We start from the raw sequence: 13698 nt of genomic DNA on the forward strand, positions 1-13698 counted from the left end.
CGCGCATGCCACGAAACACCCTCGCCCGCTTCCGCCGGACAGGCCTTCCCCTCCTGGCGCTCTGTGCAGGCCTGGCCACCAGCACAAGCGCGGAGGGTCCGGTGGGCAACGACTCCGCACCGCCGCGGCCTCCCTCCACATCGAAGGGAAACGGGCAGCGCTCCGCATCCGCGCTGGACGCACTGGAGCAGCGCATCCTCGGCAAGGGGTGCGCACCAAAGTTGCTCGGCGATGCGAAGCGCCGCTTCATCGAGTCACAGCTCCTCTGCGATGGCCACCTGTCCTTCATCCTCGTTCAGGCGGCGCTGGACGGCCATCCCCTGCCGGACACGCGACGAAGACTCCATGCGCTCCTCGGAGACGCGCTGGGACGGGCCCGGGCCCCCTTCATGCGCGGTGGGGCGGACTTCGTCCTGGGCCATGCCCTGCCACGGAGCATCCTCTACCGAGGCTATGTGCTGCTGATGCTCGCGGGCATCGAACGCGCGGGCATGCAGGACGCCGCGTCCACGGCGCTCTTCGATGCCCTGGCCAACCAGGTCGTGGCGGCGCTCGAACACCAACTGCTGCTGCCCAGCTTCAGCACCTCCATCTGGCCGTGTGACAGTGCCCCGGCCGCCGCGGCCCTGCTGCTCCATGCCCGGCTGCGAGGCCATGCCCCCTCCGAGGCCGCGGCAGAGCGGCTCATCGCGCGACTAGTGGAACTGTCCGCCCTGCCCTCGGGCTTCCCCACCCGGGTCGACGCGAAGGGACGCGCCGTGGAGCGTACGCAACGGGCCACCACGCTCGCGTGGACGGGCGCCTTCCTCGCCATGGCCGCGCACCCCGCCGCGGAATCCTTCACCACCACCCTGGTGCGCGATTACTGCGCTCGACCCGCGGGCGCGCTCCTGCCGCTGGCCGCCTGCCGGGAGTGGCCTCGCGGCGTGAAGAGGCAGGAGGACTCCGCCAGTGGTCCGCTCGCCCTTGGCGGCTACTCCGTGGGCGCGAGCGCGCTGGCCATCGCCGCGACGCGACTGTCCGGCACGCATGTCGCGTGGCATGCCCACCTGGTGAACGCGGCACGAGAGATGGGCATCAACGACATCCTGTCGCGACCTGGGAAACGTCCACTGGAAGCCGCCTTGTACGGATGGGGAACCACCATTCGTCCGTGGTAGGGCATGGCCAGACATCGCGCCTTGGAGCGCCATGGCGTGTTCAATCACGGACCGCAGTCTCATCCCTCCGGGTTGATTCAAGAATAAGCCGTTTTTGATGTACACCAGTTTTACCCATCACAACCAATTCCTCAGGGTAAAACATGAATCGACACACACTGAAGCTGTTCGTCTCCGTGGGCATGATGTTGCTGATGGGGGCGTGCGCATCGCGGCAGGTGCCCTGCAAGGACCGCACGGCCAGCAGGCCCATGCTGGGCCAGAAGCAGCCCGGCAAGTTCATCACCGTCCGAAAGAAGATTCCGGGTGAATACATTGTCGTCCTGAAGTCACCCGCCCAAAGCCTGGAACAGGTCGAGGTCCAGCAGGCCACGACGGGCCTCACCACGGCTTACGGTGGCACCGCATTCGCGATGTATGAGAATGCGTTGCGTGGTTTCGCGGCGAAGATGACTGAAGCCCAGGCGCGGGCCATGGCGAACGACCCCGCAGTGGACTACGTGCAGGAGAATGGCGTGGTCAAAATCGCCGAGAGCCAGCAGGGCCCCACGTGGGGCATCGACCGGATGGACCAACGCAAGCTCCCGCTGGACAAGGTCTACACCTTCACCGCGACGGGCCAGGGCGTGCACATCTACATCCTGGACACCGGTGTGCGCTTCTCGCACCGGGAGTTCGGTGGCCGGGCCTCCATCGGCTACGACGCCATTGGCGACAGCATGCGGGGCAATGACTGCAACGGCCACGGGACCCACGTCGCGGGCACCGCGGCGGGCGCCTCCTACGGCCTGGCCCGCAACGCGATTGTCCATTCCGTCCGCGTGCTGGGCTGTGACGGCTCCGGCGCCACCTCTGGCGTCATCGAGGGCATCGACTGGGTGACCCGGAACCACGTCTCGCCCGCCGTCGCGAACATGAGTCTGGGCAGTGACGTGGACCCGGCGCTCGACGACGCGGTCCGCCGCTCCATCGCCGCGGGGGTCACCTACGTCGTCGCCGCGGGCAACGAAGACAGTGACGCCTGTAAGCACTCCCCTGCCCGCGCGCCGGAGGCCATCACCGTGGCCGCCACCGACAACAAGGACAAGCGCGCCACCTTCTCCAACTGGGGTGACTGCGTGGACGTCTTCGCGCCGGGGAACAAAATCCAGTCCTCCTGGCACTACGGCGACCGGGAGAGCCGGGAGCTGAGCGGCACCTCCATGGCCACTCCGCACGTGACGGGGCTGGCCGCGCTGTTCCTCGAGGTGAACCCCACGGCGAAGCCCGAGGCGGTCGCCAACGCGGTGTTCACCAACGCCACCGAGAACACGGTGTCCAACCCGGGCTGGTGCTCGCCCAACCTGATGGCGTACTCGGGCTTCATCACCGCGCTCCCGGGGCTTCCCGTCGTGCAGCTCAAGGACTTCCTGCCCAAGCCCGCCGTCGTCAGCAGCAGCGAGCCGCGGTAGGTGTCCGCTCCGGCAGCCCGGCTTCCTGGAGGGGGGGGAGCCGGGCCCGGGCTGGCAACGCCGCGGGCCGGTATCGTCAGGAGCCCGCCCCCATCGCCGTCCCGGCGTGAGCCCCACCGGGCGCACCCTCGCGCTCCGCCGGGCGCGCGAGGAGGCGCACACGACGATGGCCACGCTCAACATCACCTATGACGGCATGTCCGCGGACGTACCGGTGGAGCTGGACGGCCCCGTGCCCGACACCGACATCCGCCGCATCGCGACGGAGCTGGTTCGTTCCGGCGGAGTGCCCGGCCTCCACCTGAGCCAGCTTCGCGACGATGCGTTCGCCCACTTCGTCGTGGACCGGTTCCGGGGCGCGCGCGGTGAGGAGCGCATCTACCTGCGCCCCAAGGTCCCCTTCGGGTCCCGGTGAGGCTCCGCCATGCGCATCCTCTTCTGTGGCGTGGGCGCCATTGGCTCCACCGCTGCGGTGCTGTGCCGCAACCTGGAGGCCACCCTGGTCTTCGTCGACTTCGACCGGGTCGAGTCCAAGAACCTGTTCGCCCAGGCCTACGTGAAGCCCTCCGTCGGAAAGAACAAGGCCGAGGCGCTCAAGCTCCAACTCCTCAACCTGCACGGGGTGAAGGCGGAGTCCCACGGCGTGCGGCTCACCCGAGACAACGCTGAGGCGCTCTGCGGTGGCGCGGACCTGCTGGTGGACGGCATGGACAACCAGAACAGTCGGCAGGTGCTCATCGACTACGCGCGCCAGGCGGGAAAGCCGCTGGTCCACGGGGCAGTGAGCGCGGACGGCACCTTCGGACTGGTTCGCTGGGATGAGCGCTTCACCCCGGATGCCGAGGATGCCCAGGGCCAGGCCACCTGCGAAGGAGGCGCACACCTTCCCTTGCTGGGGTTGCTCTCCGCGACACTGGCCCGCGCCATTCAGGACTTCGTGAAGCACGGCACCCGCCGTGATTCGCTGGTGAACCTGAGTTCGGTCCTGGCCCAGTGACACGCCTGCACGCGCCCGCGCAGCGCCTCCACCTCTCCCGCTGCTGCGATACTTCGTCGCGCCACCGTGTCGCGCCCGGTCCACTCCAATGGGCCGAAGACGGCACCGGGGGCACCAGGGCCCTTCACGCACGTCGGCCGCAAGGACACGCGCAGGCAGGGAGCCCTTCAGCAAGCGCCCATGAACCTCCCGAGCGCCCCAAGGCGGCCTGCCAAGCCCGTGGCCGGCCGCCACCCCAGGGCGCCCACGTTGGCTCGTGACGTGCCCAGAGCGCGAGATGGGACGCTTGGCGCGGCCCGCGGACAAAGGGCGCCCTGGCGCGCCGTCCGCGAAGCAGGAGCGCGAGGGTACAGCAACTTGCCGCGCCCCTTCTTCCCGCGCGTCTGGGCAGACTTCTTGAGCTGCTTCGCTGTCGCCTCGAAGGCGGCGTCGATCATGCGCGGTTTCGCGTCCTGGAGCGCCTGGTAGCGCTCGTACTCGCGCTCGACCTTCGCCTTCGCGACTTCAGCCGAGCTTGTCGACCCAGTCGCGCGTCGTCATCGGCTTCCGCTCGAGCGCCTGCAGCTCGGCGAACTCGATGTAGAGGTTCACGATGCGATGGAGGACCTGCAGCTCGGGCTCGGTCAGGTAGTTCTTCGAGATCGCGGCGTCGGCCTTGCGGACCACGCCTCCCGGCCGCGTCGTTTGCAGGCCCATAAGCCCTTGACCAGGTACTCCGACAGACGAGCGTTGGCCCACTTGCGGAATTGAGTGCCGCGATGACTCCGGACGCGGAAGCCGACGGCGAGGCTCACCTCGAGGTTATAGTGCTCGATCTCGCGCGCGACGGTACGTTGCCCCTCGGTTCGAACTATTCAATGGCGTCGAATAGTTGCCTCCGGCGCCAGCTCCCCCTCGGCGAAAATCTCCTTCAGGTGGTGGTTCACAATCCCGACGCCGATGTCGAAGAGCTGGGCCATGAGCGCCTGCGTGAGCCAGACCGACTCGTCCTTCAAGCGGCACTCGATGCGCGCGCGCCCGTCCTCGGCTTGGTAGAGGAGCAACTCGCCCTTGGGCGTGCCCTCTTCGCGCAGCGCAGATGAACTGAGCGACGGCGCCGCCGCAGTGGGCGTGTCCTCCGCGGCGTGTCGTCCATGGGCTGCGCGAGCGCCAGGCAGGGCAGGAGGAGCGACAGCAAGATGGAGCGGTTCGCGTGGGAGTGCATGCGCGCGGGGCACCTCGTCAGCGCACGGCGCGCGCGCGGATGCCATGCAATCACCTCCGTGCCGGACTTCATGCTGAACGGACCCCGCAGCCACCCCAGGGGCCCCCTCGCGGCGGGGGGCCGGAGTCACTCCCGTCGCTCGCTGTTCGGAAATGTCGGGGGTTTTGACGCCACAAAAGTCCCGACATTTCCGAACAGCTATCCACCGGGCTGCGCGCCCGACCCACAGGAATGAAACGCGGTAGCCTGCTCGTGGCGTAGGCACAGAGGTCGGCGCGTCATGGGTGTAGGTGAGCCCGTCGAACAGTTGGACCCGAAGCTGGTGAGCACCCCGAATCGTCGCCATCGCGCACCCAGGGGTGCGCCAAGAGCACGCACTGGGCCACAGCCTCCGGCTGCTCGCTTCATCCGCACGCCGCTATCAGTCGACTTCGTCACGGGCGGCCCCCAGCGTCGTGCTTCTTCACGAGGTACGTGACGACCGCAGCGCAGACTGTCGTGACCAGCTCGGCTTCCTCGGTCGACGGCTCTCGGCCCTCCTGAAGGTGTCTGCCGACCTCGAAGGCGTAGCCCCACACTGGGCTTGCCCCGATTTCGTCGCGCTCCCGCACTTTGGGTGGCGCGTGGAACAGGGCGGGTTCACGAGATGTGCTGTTCAGGTGCGAGGACTCCGAGGGCGCGAGCCTGTCCGTCGTCAAAGACTGGAGAGAGAGTCCGGCTCGAAACCCGAGCCCCCGGGGCGATTGCCTCCAATGGCGCCCTGCTGCGTCTGCCTGCTCTTCTGAGGGAGAGCACACAAAGTGCGGGAGCGCCACGGAATCGGGGCAGGCTCACCTCACCGAGTTCATGAGGCAGTTCCTCACGATGACCGGCGAGAAGGTCGCGAAGTCGGCGATCTACAGCGTCCTCAAGAAGCGTTATCTGGCCGCGCCCTGAGTGATGGCGTGGGTCGCGGGCGTCGATGGGAGGGACACGATCAGGGGCCGCCACCCACCACTCGCACATGAAGCGCAGCCGTGAGGCTCAAATAATTGAGACTTGTCAGGAACGAAAATCACCCGCCGTAGAGTCCCGCTGAAAGGAGCGGCGACCATGACGATGCGGACGAACCCGATGAAGCGCAACAATCTCTGGCCCCAGCTCGACGCCGCCTCCTGCTCCCTCGAAAGCTTCGACTCGAAGTACCTCGCGGGATGTGACCAGATTGGTGGCCATCCGCCCGGACCCTGCTGAAGCTCGCGCGCCGTCACCGGCGTGCCAAGCAACGCGGAGGCCGGGCTCCCATCAGGGGACCTGGCCTTTTGTCATTCCGGCCCCGCTGGGTTCGACTCCCAGTGCCCCGAATCACAGCCAACTTCATTATCTGGGTGTAGCTCAGTCTGGCCAGAGCGCACGGTTCGGATCCGTGAGGCCGCAGGTTCAAATCCTGCCACCCAGACACCACGCCTCCGTAGCTCATCGGTAGAGCACCCGCCTCTTAAGCGGGTGGCGAGGGTTCGACTCCCTCCGGAGGTATCTCATTCCCCGGTAGCTCAACTGGCAGAGCACGCGGCTGTTAACCGCGGGGTCGAGGGTTCGAATCCCTCCTGGGGAGCAGTTCATCATAGGCCGCGCTTTGGGAGCAGCTTGAACTCCAAATCCAGGCATGCAGGGTTCGATTCCCTGGCGGCTTGCTCGTTTACCCACTACCCACGCCGGAGTAGCCCAATTGGCAGAGGCACCAGGTCCAGAGCCTGGAGGTTGCGGGTTCGACTCCCGCTTCCGGCACAACCCACGAGGCTCCGTGTCATGGAGACGCTGGTCCTGAGTCAGTCGTTCGAACCTGTCGCGCGTGTGCCCTGGCAACGCGCGGTGATGCTCATCTTCCAGGGCAAGGTCGAGGTGGTCGAGGAGTACGAGGACCGCGTCGTGCGCTCGGTGACGGTGGAGATTCGCATGCCCTCCGTCATCCGCTTCATCCGCGGCCTGCGCCGGCGGCCCAAGGGCGTGAAGTTCAGCCGGGAGAACGTCTACCTGCGGGACAACTGCCGCTGTCAGTACTGCGGCATCAAGGTGTCGCGGCCCGAAGCCACGTATGACCACGTCCTGCCGCGCGCACAGGGCGGCAAGACGAGCTGGGAGAACATCGTCATCGCGTGCGTGCCCTGCAATCAGAAGAAGGGCAACCGGACGCCGGAGCAGGCCCGCATGGCCTTGCGCATCACGCCCGCGAAGCCGAAGAAGCTGCCCCCGGCGATGCACCTGACGTTCATGTTCGAGAAGGGCATGCCCATGTCCTGGTCGAAGTTCCTCAGGGACGTCGCCTACTGGCATGTGGAGCTGGAGGAGTAAGGCCGTGGGGGAAAGGGGAGCCACCCGAGGTGGCTTCCGCCTCCTGAGTGTTTCCGCCCCGGCGGTGGAGGCGCTCAGGAGGTCCGGGAGTCCGCCAGAGGCGGCTCCCACCCCGACAGCCGTCCCGCGCGCCAGCAGGCGGGAGGTCGCTGCTGGCGGTTTTTCTGCGAGGCGGTCGCAGCCGGCCTCCTGCCCGTGGACTGCATTTGACCGGGATTGCGCGCTCACCCTCGCGGTTCAAGGGGGTTAGAGTGCGCTCCCGGCGAGGGGGCGGCAGACAAGGCATGGCGACGAGGAAAAGCGAGGACCAGGAGCGGCTCATCGACCGCGACCTCACCGCGCTGGCGCGGGAGGGAAAGCTACCGGCCGCACACGGCGTGGACGCCGCGGTGACAGAGGTGCTGGGCCTGCTCACGCGGGGAGGCAAGCACCCCCTGCTGGCCGGTGAGCCCGGCGTGGGCAAGAGCGCCCTGGTGCAGGAGGTGGCCCGGCGCATCGCCGAAGGCCGCGTGGACGCCGAGCTGGCGAACGCACGCGTGGTGGAGGTGTCCGTCGCCAACATCCTGGCGCGCAGCACCCAGCGTCAGGCGGCGGAGAGCTTCGAGGAGCTGCTGGCCTACCTCTCCCGGCACCCCCGCCCCATCGTCTACATCCGGGACCTGCCCGCGGCCCTCGGCGGCCCCCTGGCGCCCGTCGCCGTGCGCGGGCTGCGCACCGGTGGCCTGCGCTTCATCTTCGAGACAGAGCCCAAGCGCGTGCAGGAGCTGCTTCGCTCCGACGAGGCGCTGGCCGAGCGGCTCCACCTGCTGCCCCTGCATGAGCCGCCCACGGAGAAGGCCCGCTGGGTGCTGGGCCGCGTGGCGGAGGAGCTGGAGCGCGAGCTGCGGCTGCCCATCGACCCGGCGGCGTGCGACCTGGCGCTGCGCCTGTCGTCCAAGTTCCTGCTCGCGCAGCGCATGCCGCGCAAGGCCATCGAGCTGCTGAAGGAGACCGCGGCGGAGGCGGCGAGCGCGGCCAAGGACCACGTAGGTCCCGAAGACGTGCTCACCCGCTTCTGCGCGGCCACGCGGCTGCCTCGCTTCGTCGTCGACGACGCGATGCCCTTGGACCTGGAGGAGACCGAGCGCTTCTTCGGCGAACGGCTGCTCGGACAGACGGACGCGGTGGGCGCGGTGCTGCGCTCGGTGGCGCTGCTCAAGGCCGGCCTCAATGACCCGCGCCGTCCCCTGGGCGTGTTCCTCTTCGCCGGCCCCACGGGCGTGGGCAAGACGCAGCTGGCCAAGCTGCTGGCGGAGTACCTGTTCGGCTCCGCGGACAGGCTGGTGCGCCTCAACATGGCGGACTACCCCAACGACGGTGACGAGAGCGTCCCCTTCGGCGCCACCTGGGCCCCGGCGCTGGAGACGCGGCGGGGAGAGCTGAGCGCGCTGCTGGACGGCAAGGTGTTCACCGTGCTGCTGCTCGACGAGTTCGAGAAGGCGGCGCGCAGCGTCCACGACCGCTTCCTCCAGCTCTTCGACGAGGGCACCTTCGTCAACGGGGCCGGCGAGACGGTGTCGTGCAACAACACGCTCATCGTCGCCACGTCCAATGTGGGCGCGGAGGTGTACCGCGAGTCCGGCATGGGCTTCACGGGCACGCGCCGCACGGAGGAGATGGTCCCCGAGGTGGACCGACGCATTGGAGAGGCCTTCCGTCCGGAGTTCCTCAACCGGTTCGACGCCATCTGCCACTTCCGTCCCCTGTCCAAGGTGGACATCCGGAAGATTGCGCAGCGCGAGGTCGGCCGCGTGCTGGAGCGAGAGGGCATCCGCGCGCGCGCCCTGGACGTGGAGGTGACGCCCGCGGTGGTGGACCTGCTCGTGGAGCGGGGTTACTCGCCCCAGTTCGGCGCGCGCTACCTGCAGCGTGAAATCGAGAAGACGCTCACCGCCGCGCTGGCCGTGGAGATTGCGCGCAGGCCGCTGCCTCCAGGCACCCCCGTCCGCGTCGAGGCCCGCCTGGGCGGCCGCGTCACCGCCGTGGCGGAGCCCGCCGCGCCGCCGCCCTCCCCCACCGCGCAGCTGCTGCTGCCGTCCGCCCGGGCGGCACCGGTGAAGCGGCGGCTGGACCGCAAGTCGCTCCTGTTCGAGATGGACCGCCTGGTGGGCAAGGCGCGCACCCTGGCGGACTCCGCCGGCCGGCCGCAGCTGGAGCAGCGCCGCGCGGAGCTGCTGGCGGAGACGCAGGCGCCCAACCTCTGGGACGACCCCACGCGTGCCGCCGAGGTCATCCGCGCCTTCCGCACCGTGGAGGCGCAGCTCAACGAACTGGAGCGGCTGGAGGCCGCGGGCCTGTTCGCCCGGCGGCTGGTGCGGGAGGCGAAGAACGAGGTGCAGCTCGGCTCCGCGGCGCGGCAGGTGGAGGACGTGGCGCGCGAGGTCCAGATGGCGGAGGCCCTGCACGCCTCCGGGGCCACCACCCAGGACACCGAGGCGCTGGTGGACATCTGCGCCAGTGACTCTGCGGAGGCCCAGGCGACCTGGGTGCAGGAGCTGGCCTCCATGTACCTGGGCTGGGCCCAGCGGCGCGGCTACGAAGCGGTCGCGATCGCCGAGGCGGAGGAGCCCTCGCGCGTCGTCGTGCGCATCGCCGGCCCGGGCGCCTATGGCTTCCTCGCGGGCGAGGCGGGCATGCACCGGCGGCTGGAGGACGAGAAGCGCCAGCGGGCCTACGTGCGCGTCCACCGCGGCGGCTCGCTCTCCGAGGAGGAGCTGGCGTACCTGGAGGTCCAGGGCCGGCCCATGAAGAGCCACGAGGGCGCCTACCTCCAGCGCGTCCGCACCGAGGTGACGGTGAAGGACGAGTCCTCCGGACGCGTGCTCACGCTCACGGGCGCCACGGAGCTTGACGAGCTGAAGGACATCGCCGCGCGTGTCGTCTACGGCCAGGGCAGCAACACGGACGAGGCGCGGCGCTACTACCTGGGACGGGGCGCCCGGGTGGAGGACCCGCGCACCGGCGCCGGCACTCCCCGCGTGAAGGACGTCCTGCGCGGCGAGCTGGACGTCTTCATCGCCGCGTGGATTACACGGCCACCCACCGAGCCCCAAGCGCCCGGCGGCTGAGCGAGGCCCCAAGGCCTCAGCGGGACATGTCCACGACTCGGAGCGTCGAAAGGCTCTGCGAGGCCGTGGCCATCGACTGGCCAAGCTTGCGGGCGCTCTCAGGGAAAGGGCCCCGCGCCAGCTCCCGCCCCGACGGGCTCAGCACCTTGGCGACGGCCTGACCGAACCCCTTCTTCAGCCCCATGGCCTGGTGCGGCTCGCCCTTGCCGTCCGCCACCATGAAGAGCGACGACTCCAGCTCGGGAGGCGGCGCCTCGCCGTGCTGGCGGAAGATGTTCCGCATGTGCTCGATGGACTCGCGGTGGCTCTTCTTGATTTCGCCCCGCGCCATGCCCTTGAAGAGGCCGGGGACGTCCCGCAGGTCCACGTGAATCAGGACGATGGGCCGCTCCGCGCGCAGGTCATAGATGAACGAGTAGGCGTGCTGGCGCAGCTCATCCCGAGAGCCCCGGTTGGCGTACAGCACCAGGGTGGGCCGCCCCTTGCCGATGGGGACCTCACGGCCGAATACGTCCTTCAGCTCGGCGGCCTGAGAGGGAATCGCCCCCAACAAGGCCAACAGACATGCGAGCGCGGCGACTTTCTTCATGCAGCGAGTTCCTTTTCCAAGGGCATACCGTGGCTCGGACGAACACGGGGCACCGCTATTCGAATCCCTTTTTGCCCAGGGGCCCGGCTGGTTGCCTGACGTCAGCTCCGTCTGGTATCGGATTCATCATGCCGCGCGAGGCTGACTCGCTGTGGTGGGGGAAACCATGTCCAGACCGCACGGGGTGTTTCGAAGGTTCGTCACGCTGCTCCTCCTGTCGCTGACGGTGCCCGCCTTCGCCGCGACGCCCTTCACCGAGGGGATGGTCACCATCACCCTGGACGACGGCTGGGCCACGCAGTTCTCGCTGGCCCGCCCCGAGCTCAACGCGCGGAACATCCCCGCCACCTACGGTCTCGTCACCCTGGCCATCCACGAAGGCTGGGGCGGCTACATGTCGCTGGCGCAAGCCCAGACGCTCGTCTCCGAGGGCAATGACATCGCCAGCCACACGCTGACCCACCCGGACCTGACGTCACTGTCCCCGACCCAGCTCTTTGCCGAACTGCAGGACTCACGTGCCTGGCTGGAGAGCGCGCTGGGTCTGCCCGCCGTCCCCAACCTCGTGGTGCCGTATGGCCTGCAGAACGGCCCGGTGCTCGACGTCATCCGCCAGCACTACGCCAGCAGCCGCACGGTGAACGCGGGCCGCAACTTCCGCGACACCGTCGTCTACGAGCTGCGCGCCAACGACGTGGCCCGCACCGTTCCGGTCAGCACCGTCCAGGGCTGGGTGGACCAGGCCATCGCGGAGAAGAGCTGGCTCATCCTCGTCTTCCACGAGTTCGTCAACGGCACGCCGACCCGTGACACCGAGTACATGACGTCCCACTTCGCGGACATCCTCGACTACGTGCAGACGCACGGCGTGCGCACCGTGACGCTGGCCGAAGGACTGGCCCTGACGGAGGGACGCACCGAACCCGACCTGACGGCGGGCCTGTTCGTCTACACCGACGCGCTGCAGAACGGCTTCGCCAACTGGAGCTGGGCGGACCACTCGCTCGACGAGACGGGGGTGGTCCATGCGGGCTCGGCCGCCATCCGCTTCGAGCCGGACACGTGGAATGGCCTGCTCTTCCACCACCATGGGCTGGACCTGGCGCAGTACCAGTCCATCCGCTTCTGGGTCCACGGCGGCAGCGTGGGAGGCCAGGCGGTGCGGCTGGTGCTCCACGATGGCACGCAGATGCTTGGCACCACCCGCCTGGACACCGCGCTGGGGGCGCCCATCGCTCCGGGGGGCTGGCAGCAGGTGACGGTTCCCCTCTCCAACATCGGGGCCACCACGGGCACGCTGCGGGACCTCTACTTCCAGGACGACTCCGGCACGGACCAGCCGGTGCTGTACCTGGATGACGTGGTGCTCGTGCCGCGGTGACGTCCTCGCGCTCCCGGCAGGCGCATCGTCACCGCGCCGTCAGTGCCGCGCCCGGTGACAGGCGGCCCAGCAAGTGGGGCTGCCCGTCCTCCGCCATCACCCGGTAGGCGACGATGCCCTCTGGCTGCGGCGCCGTCTGAAAGATGACCCGGGAGGGCAGCAGGAGCGGACGGCGGAACTCCGAGGACAGCGTGAGCGCGGGGGCCTCGGCGGCTTCACCCATCTCCGCCACGCAGCGGCCCACGGTCCACATCCCATGGACGATGGCGCGGGGAAAGCCGAAGGGGCGCGCCGTGATGCCATACAGATGGATGGGGTTGTAGTCGCCCGAGGCCCGGGCGTAACGGCGGCCCGCGTTCTCCGGGACGGACCAACTGGCCGGACGGCTGTCGGCGAAGACTTGCGCCTCGTCAGAGGAGGGAGGGCGCCCCGCCTCACGGGGCCGCTCCCCCATGCCAGGCAGGCGGCGGAGCATGGTGGTGACGGCGCTCCACACCTGCGCGCCGTCCGACTCCACCACGGTGTGCAAGTCCAGCTCGCGCCCCTGCCGCGCCTCCCGCTGGCCTTCGACCCAGGCATGCACGGAGAGCCGGGCCCCCGCGTGCAGGCGGCGCTGCTGTTGGATGCGATTGCGCACGTGCACCATGCCCAGCAGCCGGTAGGGGAACGCCGGGTGGTTGAGCAGCGTGAGGTGCAGCGACGTCGCGAGCACCTGAGGGAACGGCAGCGGCAGGTAGTCCTCCTCGGGAAACCCACACACCTCCCGGTAGCGGGCCAGTTGACTGGCGTCCGGGGTGAAGCCTTTCACCCGCACCTCCAGGCGGGGCACCTCTCCGGGCCGCGAGGGCCGGCGTGCCACGGCGGCGCGCAGCAGCTCCTTGGCGAGCAGCGGAGGCTGGGAGAGCTCGAGCGAGGGCGGAGTGTGGGACACGTTGGGACTCCAGGATGACGCAGGCGGACGTACCGCATGGCAGCACGCGCGGCCCCCGGCGTGAAGCAGAGAGTCCAGGAAAGGGCAGTTTGGACTGTAAAGCCCCCCTTTCTCGGGGACACGGGGCGTGGGAGAACGCTGCCTCCGTGTCCTGCTTTGATGAAATCACCGCGCGTGCGCTCGCCGCTGGACAGCTTCATGCTTCGGAGTCCAATCCATTGCGCAGACATGCGGAAGGCTGCCGCAAGTGCGCCCAGTTGCTGGCGCGGGTGACGCCACCTGGCGCGGCGTCGCAGCGCACCGCCGTCGCGCAGGAAATCTCGACGGACACGTCCACCCTGACGGCGGGCCCCGGTGATGACGACACGCTCCCCACCGAGCCCATCCGGGTGGGGAACCGGCCCACGGCCCGTGCGCCAGCGCCGTCGTCGCCATCGGGCCCCAAGCCCTCTGAACGCCCCTCCCGCTCCGCGGTCCGTCCGACCGGGCACGCCACCCACCTGGACAGGCCTCCCGGGGCGGGAGTGCCGACCGCCGTGGACAGCCC

General features: G+C 69.0%; 13 protein-coding genes, 4 tRNA genes and 1 pseudogene. 13 read left to right on the forward strand and 5 right to left on the reverse strand.

The window, feature by feature from the left end:
* Positions 1-101 precede the first annotated feature (101 nt).
* The 4 genes from HV824_RS11050 (at position 102) to HV824_RS11065 (ending at position 3608) form a co-directional block, all read left to right on the forward strand.
* Positions 102-1160 carry a hypothetical protein gene (locus tag HV824_RS11050; RefSeq protein ID WP_368670866.1) on the forward strand — a complete coding sequence of 353 codons (1059 nt, stop codon included), beginning with the start codon at positions 102-104 and terminating at the stop codon, positions 1158-1160.
* A 143-nt stretch (positions 1161-1303) separates the two neighbouring features.
* Positions 1304-2611 (forward strand): S8 family peptidase, encoded by a 1308-nt coding sequence (locus HV824_RS11055; RefSeq protein ID WP_176416376.1) that lies wholly within the window; start codon positions 1304-1306, stop codon positions 2609-2611.
* A gap of 166 nt (positions 2612-2777) precedes the next feature.
* A complete protein-coding gene (locus HV824_RS11060; protein WP_176423227.1) occupies positions 2778-3026 on the forward strand; it encodes a hypothetical protein in 249 nt (82 codons plus the stop codon).
* 9 nt (positions 3027-3035) lie between these two features.
* On the forward strand, positions 3036-3608 hold the full coding sequence (locus HV824_RS11065) for a ThiF family adenylyltransferase (RefSeq protein WP_176423228.1): 573 nt from the start codon (positions 3036-3038) through the stop codon (positions 3606-3608).
* A gap of 504 nt (positions 3609-4112) precedes the next feature.
* On the opposite strand, the gene rhuM (HV824_RS36870) is transcribed toward HV824_RS11065, so the two are convergent.
* From rhuM (HV824_RS36870) to HV824_RS36880, 3 genes are read right to left on the reverse strand one after another with little or no spacing between them, the layout of a single operon-like run.
* Positions 4113-4304 carry a RhuM family protein gene (gene rhuM, locus HV824_RS36870; RefSeq protein WP_217917298.1) on the reverse strand — a complete coding sequence of 64 codons (192 nt, stop codon included), beginning with the start codon at positions 4302-4304 and terminating at the stop codon, positions 4113-4115.
* Complete coding sequence (gene rhuM, locus HV824_RS38200; RefSeq protein WP_368738046.1) at positions 4232-4402, reverse strand: RhuM family protein; 171 nt, start codon at positions 4400-4402, stop codon at positions 4232-4234. Before rhuM (HV824_RS38200) ends, rhuM (HV824_RS36870) begins: the two co-directional genes overlap by 73 nt.
* A gap of 60 nt (positions 4403-4462) precedes the next feature.
* Positions 4463-4858 carry a hypothetical protein gene (locus HV824_RS36880; RefSeq protein ID WP_217917299.1) on the reverse strand — a complete coding sequence of 132 codons (396 nt, stop codon included), beginning with the start codon at positions 4856-4858 and terminating at the stop codon, positions 4463-4465.
* 1046 nt (positions 4859-5904) lie between these two features.
* Between HV824_RS36880 and HV824_RS11075 the strand changes: the two genes are divergently transcribed.
* The 7 genes from HV824_RS11075 to HV824_RS11105 all read left to right on the forward strand — a co-directional run bounded on the left by HV824_RS11075 (position 5905) and on the right by HV824_RS11105 (position 10250).
* Positions 5905-6045 (forward strand): hypothetical protein, encoded by a 141-nt coding sequence (locus HV824_RS11075; RefSeq protein WP_176423229.1) that lies wholly within the window; start codon positions 5905-5907, stop codon positions 6043-6045.
* Positions 6046-6175: 130 nt separating this feature from the next.
* A tRNA-Pro gene (locus tag HV824_RS11080) sits at positions 6176-6250 on the forward strand.
* Positions 6251-6256: 6 nt separating this feature from the next.
* Positions 6257-6327, forward strand: a tRNA-Lys gene (locus tag HV824_RS11085).
* Between the two features lie 6 nt (positions 6328-6333).
* A tRNA-Asn gene (locus HV824_RS11090) sits at positions 6334-6406 on the forward strand.
* A gap of 99 nt (positions 6407-6505) precedes the next feature.
* A tRNA-Leu gene (locus tag HV824_RS11095) sits at positions 6506-6579 on the forward strand.
* Between the two features lie 21 nt (positions 6580-6600).
* Positions 6601-7143, forward strand: coding sequence for an HNH endonuclease (locus HV824_RS11100; RefSeq protein WP_176416372.1), 543 nt, complete (start codon positions 6601-6603; stop codon positions 7141-7143).
* A 284-nt stretch (positions 7144-7427) separates the two neighbouring features.
* Positions 7428-10250: an AAA family ATPase gene (locus HV824_RS11105; protein ID WP_176416371.1), complete on the forward strand. Its 2823-nt coding sequence runs from the start codon at positions 7428-7430 to the stop codon at positions 10248-10250.
* 16 nt (positions 10251-10266) lie between these two features.
* Here HV824_RS11105 and HV824_RS11110 read toward each other — a convergent pair whose 3' ends face one another.
* Positions 10267-10839 carry a hypothetical protein gene (locus HV824_RS11110; RefSeq protein WP_176416370.1) on the reverse strand — a complete coding sequence of 191 codons (573 nt, stop codon included), beginning with the start codon at positions 10837-10839 and terminating at the stop codon, positions 10267-10269.
* Between the two features lie 166 nt (positions 10840-11005).
* Here HV824_RS11110 and HV824_RS11115 point away from each other — a divergent pair, with 166 nt between their 5' ends.
* Positions 11006-12220, forward strand: a complete 1215-nt coding sequence (locus tag HV824_RS11115; RefSeq protein ID WP_176423230.1) for a polysaccharide deacetylase family protein — start codon at positions 11006-11008, stop codon at positions 12218-12220.
* A gap of 28 nt (positions 12221-12248) precedes the next feature.
* Here the strand turns inward: HV824_RS11115 and HV824_RS11120 are convergent, their stop codons facing one another.
* Positions 12249-13151 (reverse strand): MaoC/PaaZ C-terminal domain-containing protein, encoded by a 903-nt coding sequence (locus HV824_RS11120; RefSeq protein ID WP_176423231.1) that lies wholly within the window; start codon positions 13149-13151, stop codon positions 12249-12251.
* A gap of 146 nt (positions 13152-13297) precedes the next feature.
* Here HV824_RS11120 and HV824_RS11125 point away from each other — a divergent pair.
* Positions 13298-13698 (forward strand): annotated as a pseudogene (locus HV824_RS11125) (serine/threonine protein kinase); the annotation flags it as partial.

Origin of the sequence: Myxococcus sp. AM009 (genome assembly GCF_013372605.1) — a bacterium.
GTDB classification, from domain to species: Bacteria; Myxococcota; Myxococcia; order Myxococcales; family Myxococcaceae; genus Myxococcus; species Myxococcus vastator.

Excerpts from the sequence above, each read along its gene's own strand:
- HV824_RS11055 (WP_176416376.1), top strand. The coding sequence starts at position 1,304 with ATGAATCGACACACACTGAAGCTGTTCGTCTCCGTGGGCATGATGTTG.
- HV824_RS11060 (WP_176423227.1), top strand. The coding sequence starts at position 2,778 with ATGGCCACGCTCAACATCACCTATGACGGCATGTCCGCGGACGTACCG.
- HV824_RS11065 (WP_176423228.1), top strand. The coding sequence starts at position 3,036 with ATGCGCATCCTCTTCTGTGGCGTGGGCGCCATTGGCTCCACCGCTGCG.
- rhuM (WP_217917298.1), bottom strand. The coding sequence starts at position 4,304 with ATGGGCCTGCAAACGACGCGGCCGGGAGGCGTGGTCCGCAAGGCCGAC.
- HV824_RS36880 (WP_217917299.1), bottom strand. The coding sequence starts at position 4,858 with ATGGCATCCGCGCGCGCGCCGTGCGCTGACGAGGTGCCCCGCGCGCAT.
- HV824_RS11075 (WP_176423229.1), top strand. The coding sequence starts at position 5,905 with ATGACGATGCGGACGAACCCGATGAAGCGCAACAATCTCTGGCCCCAG.
- HV824_RS11100 (WP_176416372.1), top strand. The coding sequence starts at position 6,601 with ATGGAGACGCTGGTCCTGAGTCAGTCGTTCGAACCTGTCGCGCGTGTG.
- HV824_RS11105 (WP_176416371.1), top strand. The coding sequence starts at position 7,428 with ATGGCGACGAGGAAAAGCGAGGACCAGGAGCGGCTCATCGACCGCGAC.
- HV824_RS11110 (WP_176416370.1), bottom strand. The coding sequence starts at position 10,839 with ATGAAGAAAGTCGCCGCGCTCGCATGTCTGTTGGCCTTGTTGGGGGCG.
- HV824_RS11115 (WP_176423230.1), top strand. The coding sequence starts at position 11,006 with ATGTCCAGACCGCACGGGGTGTTTCGAAGGTTCGTCACGCTGCTCCTC.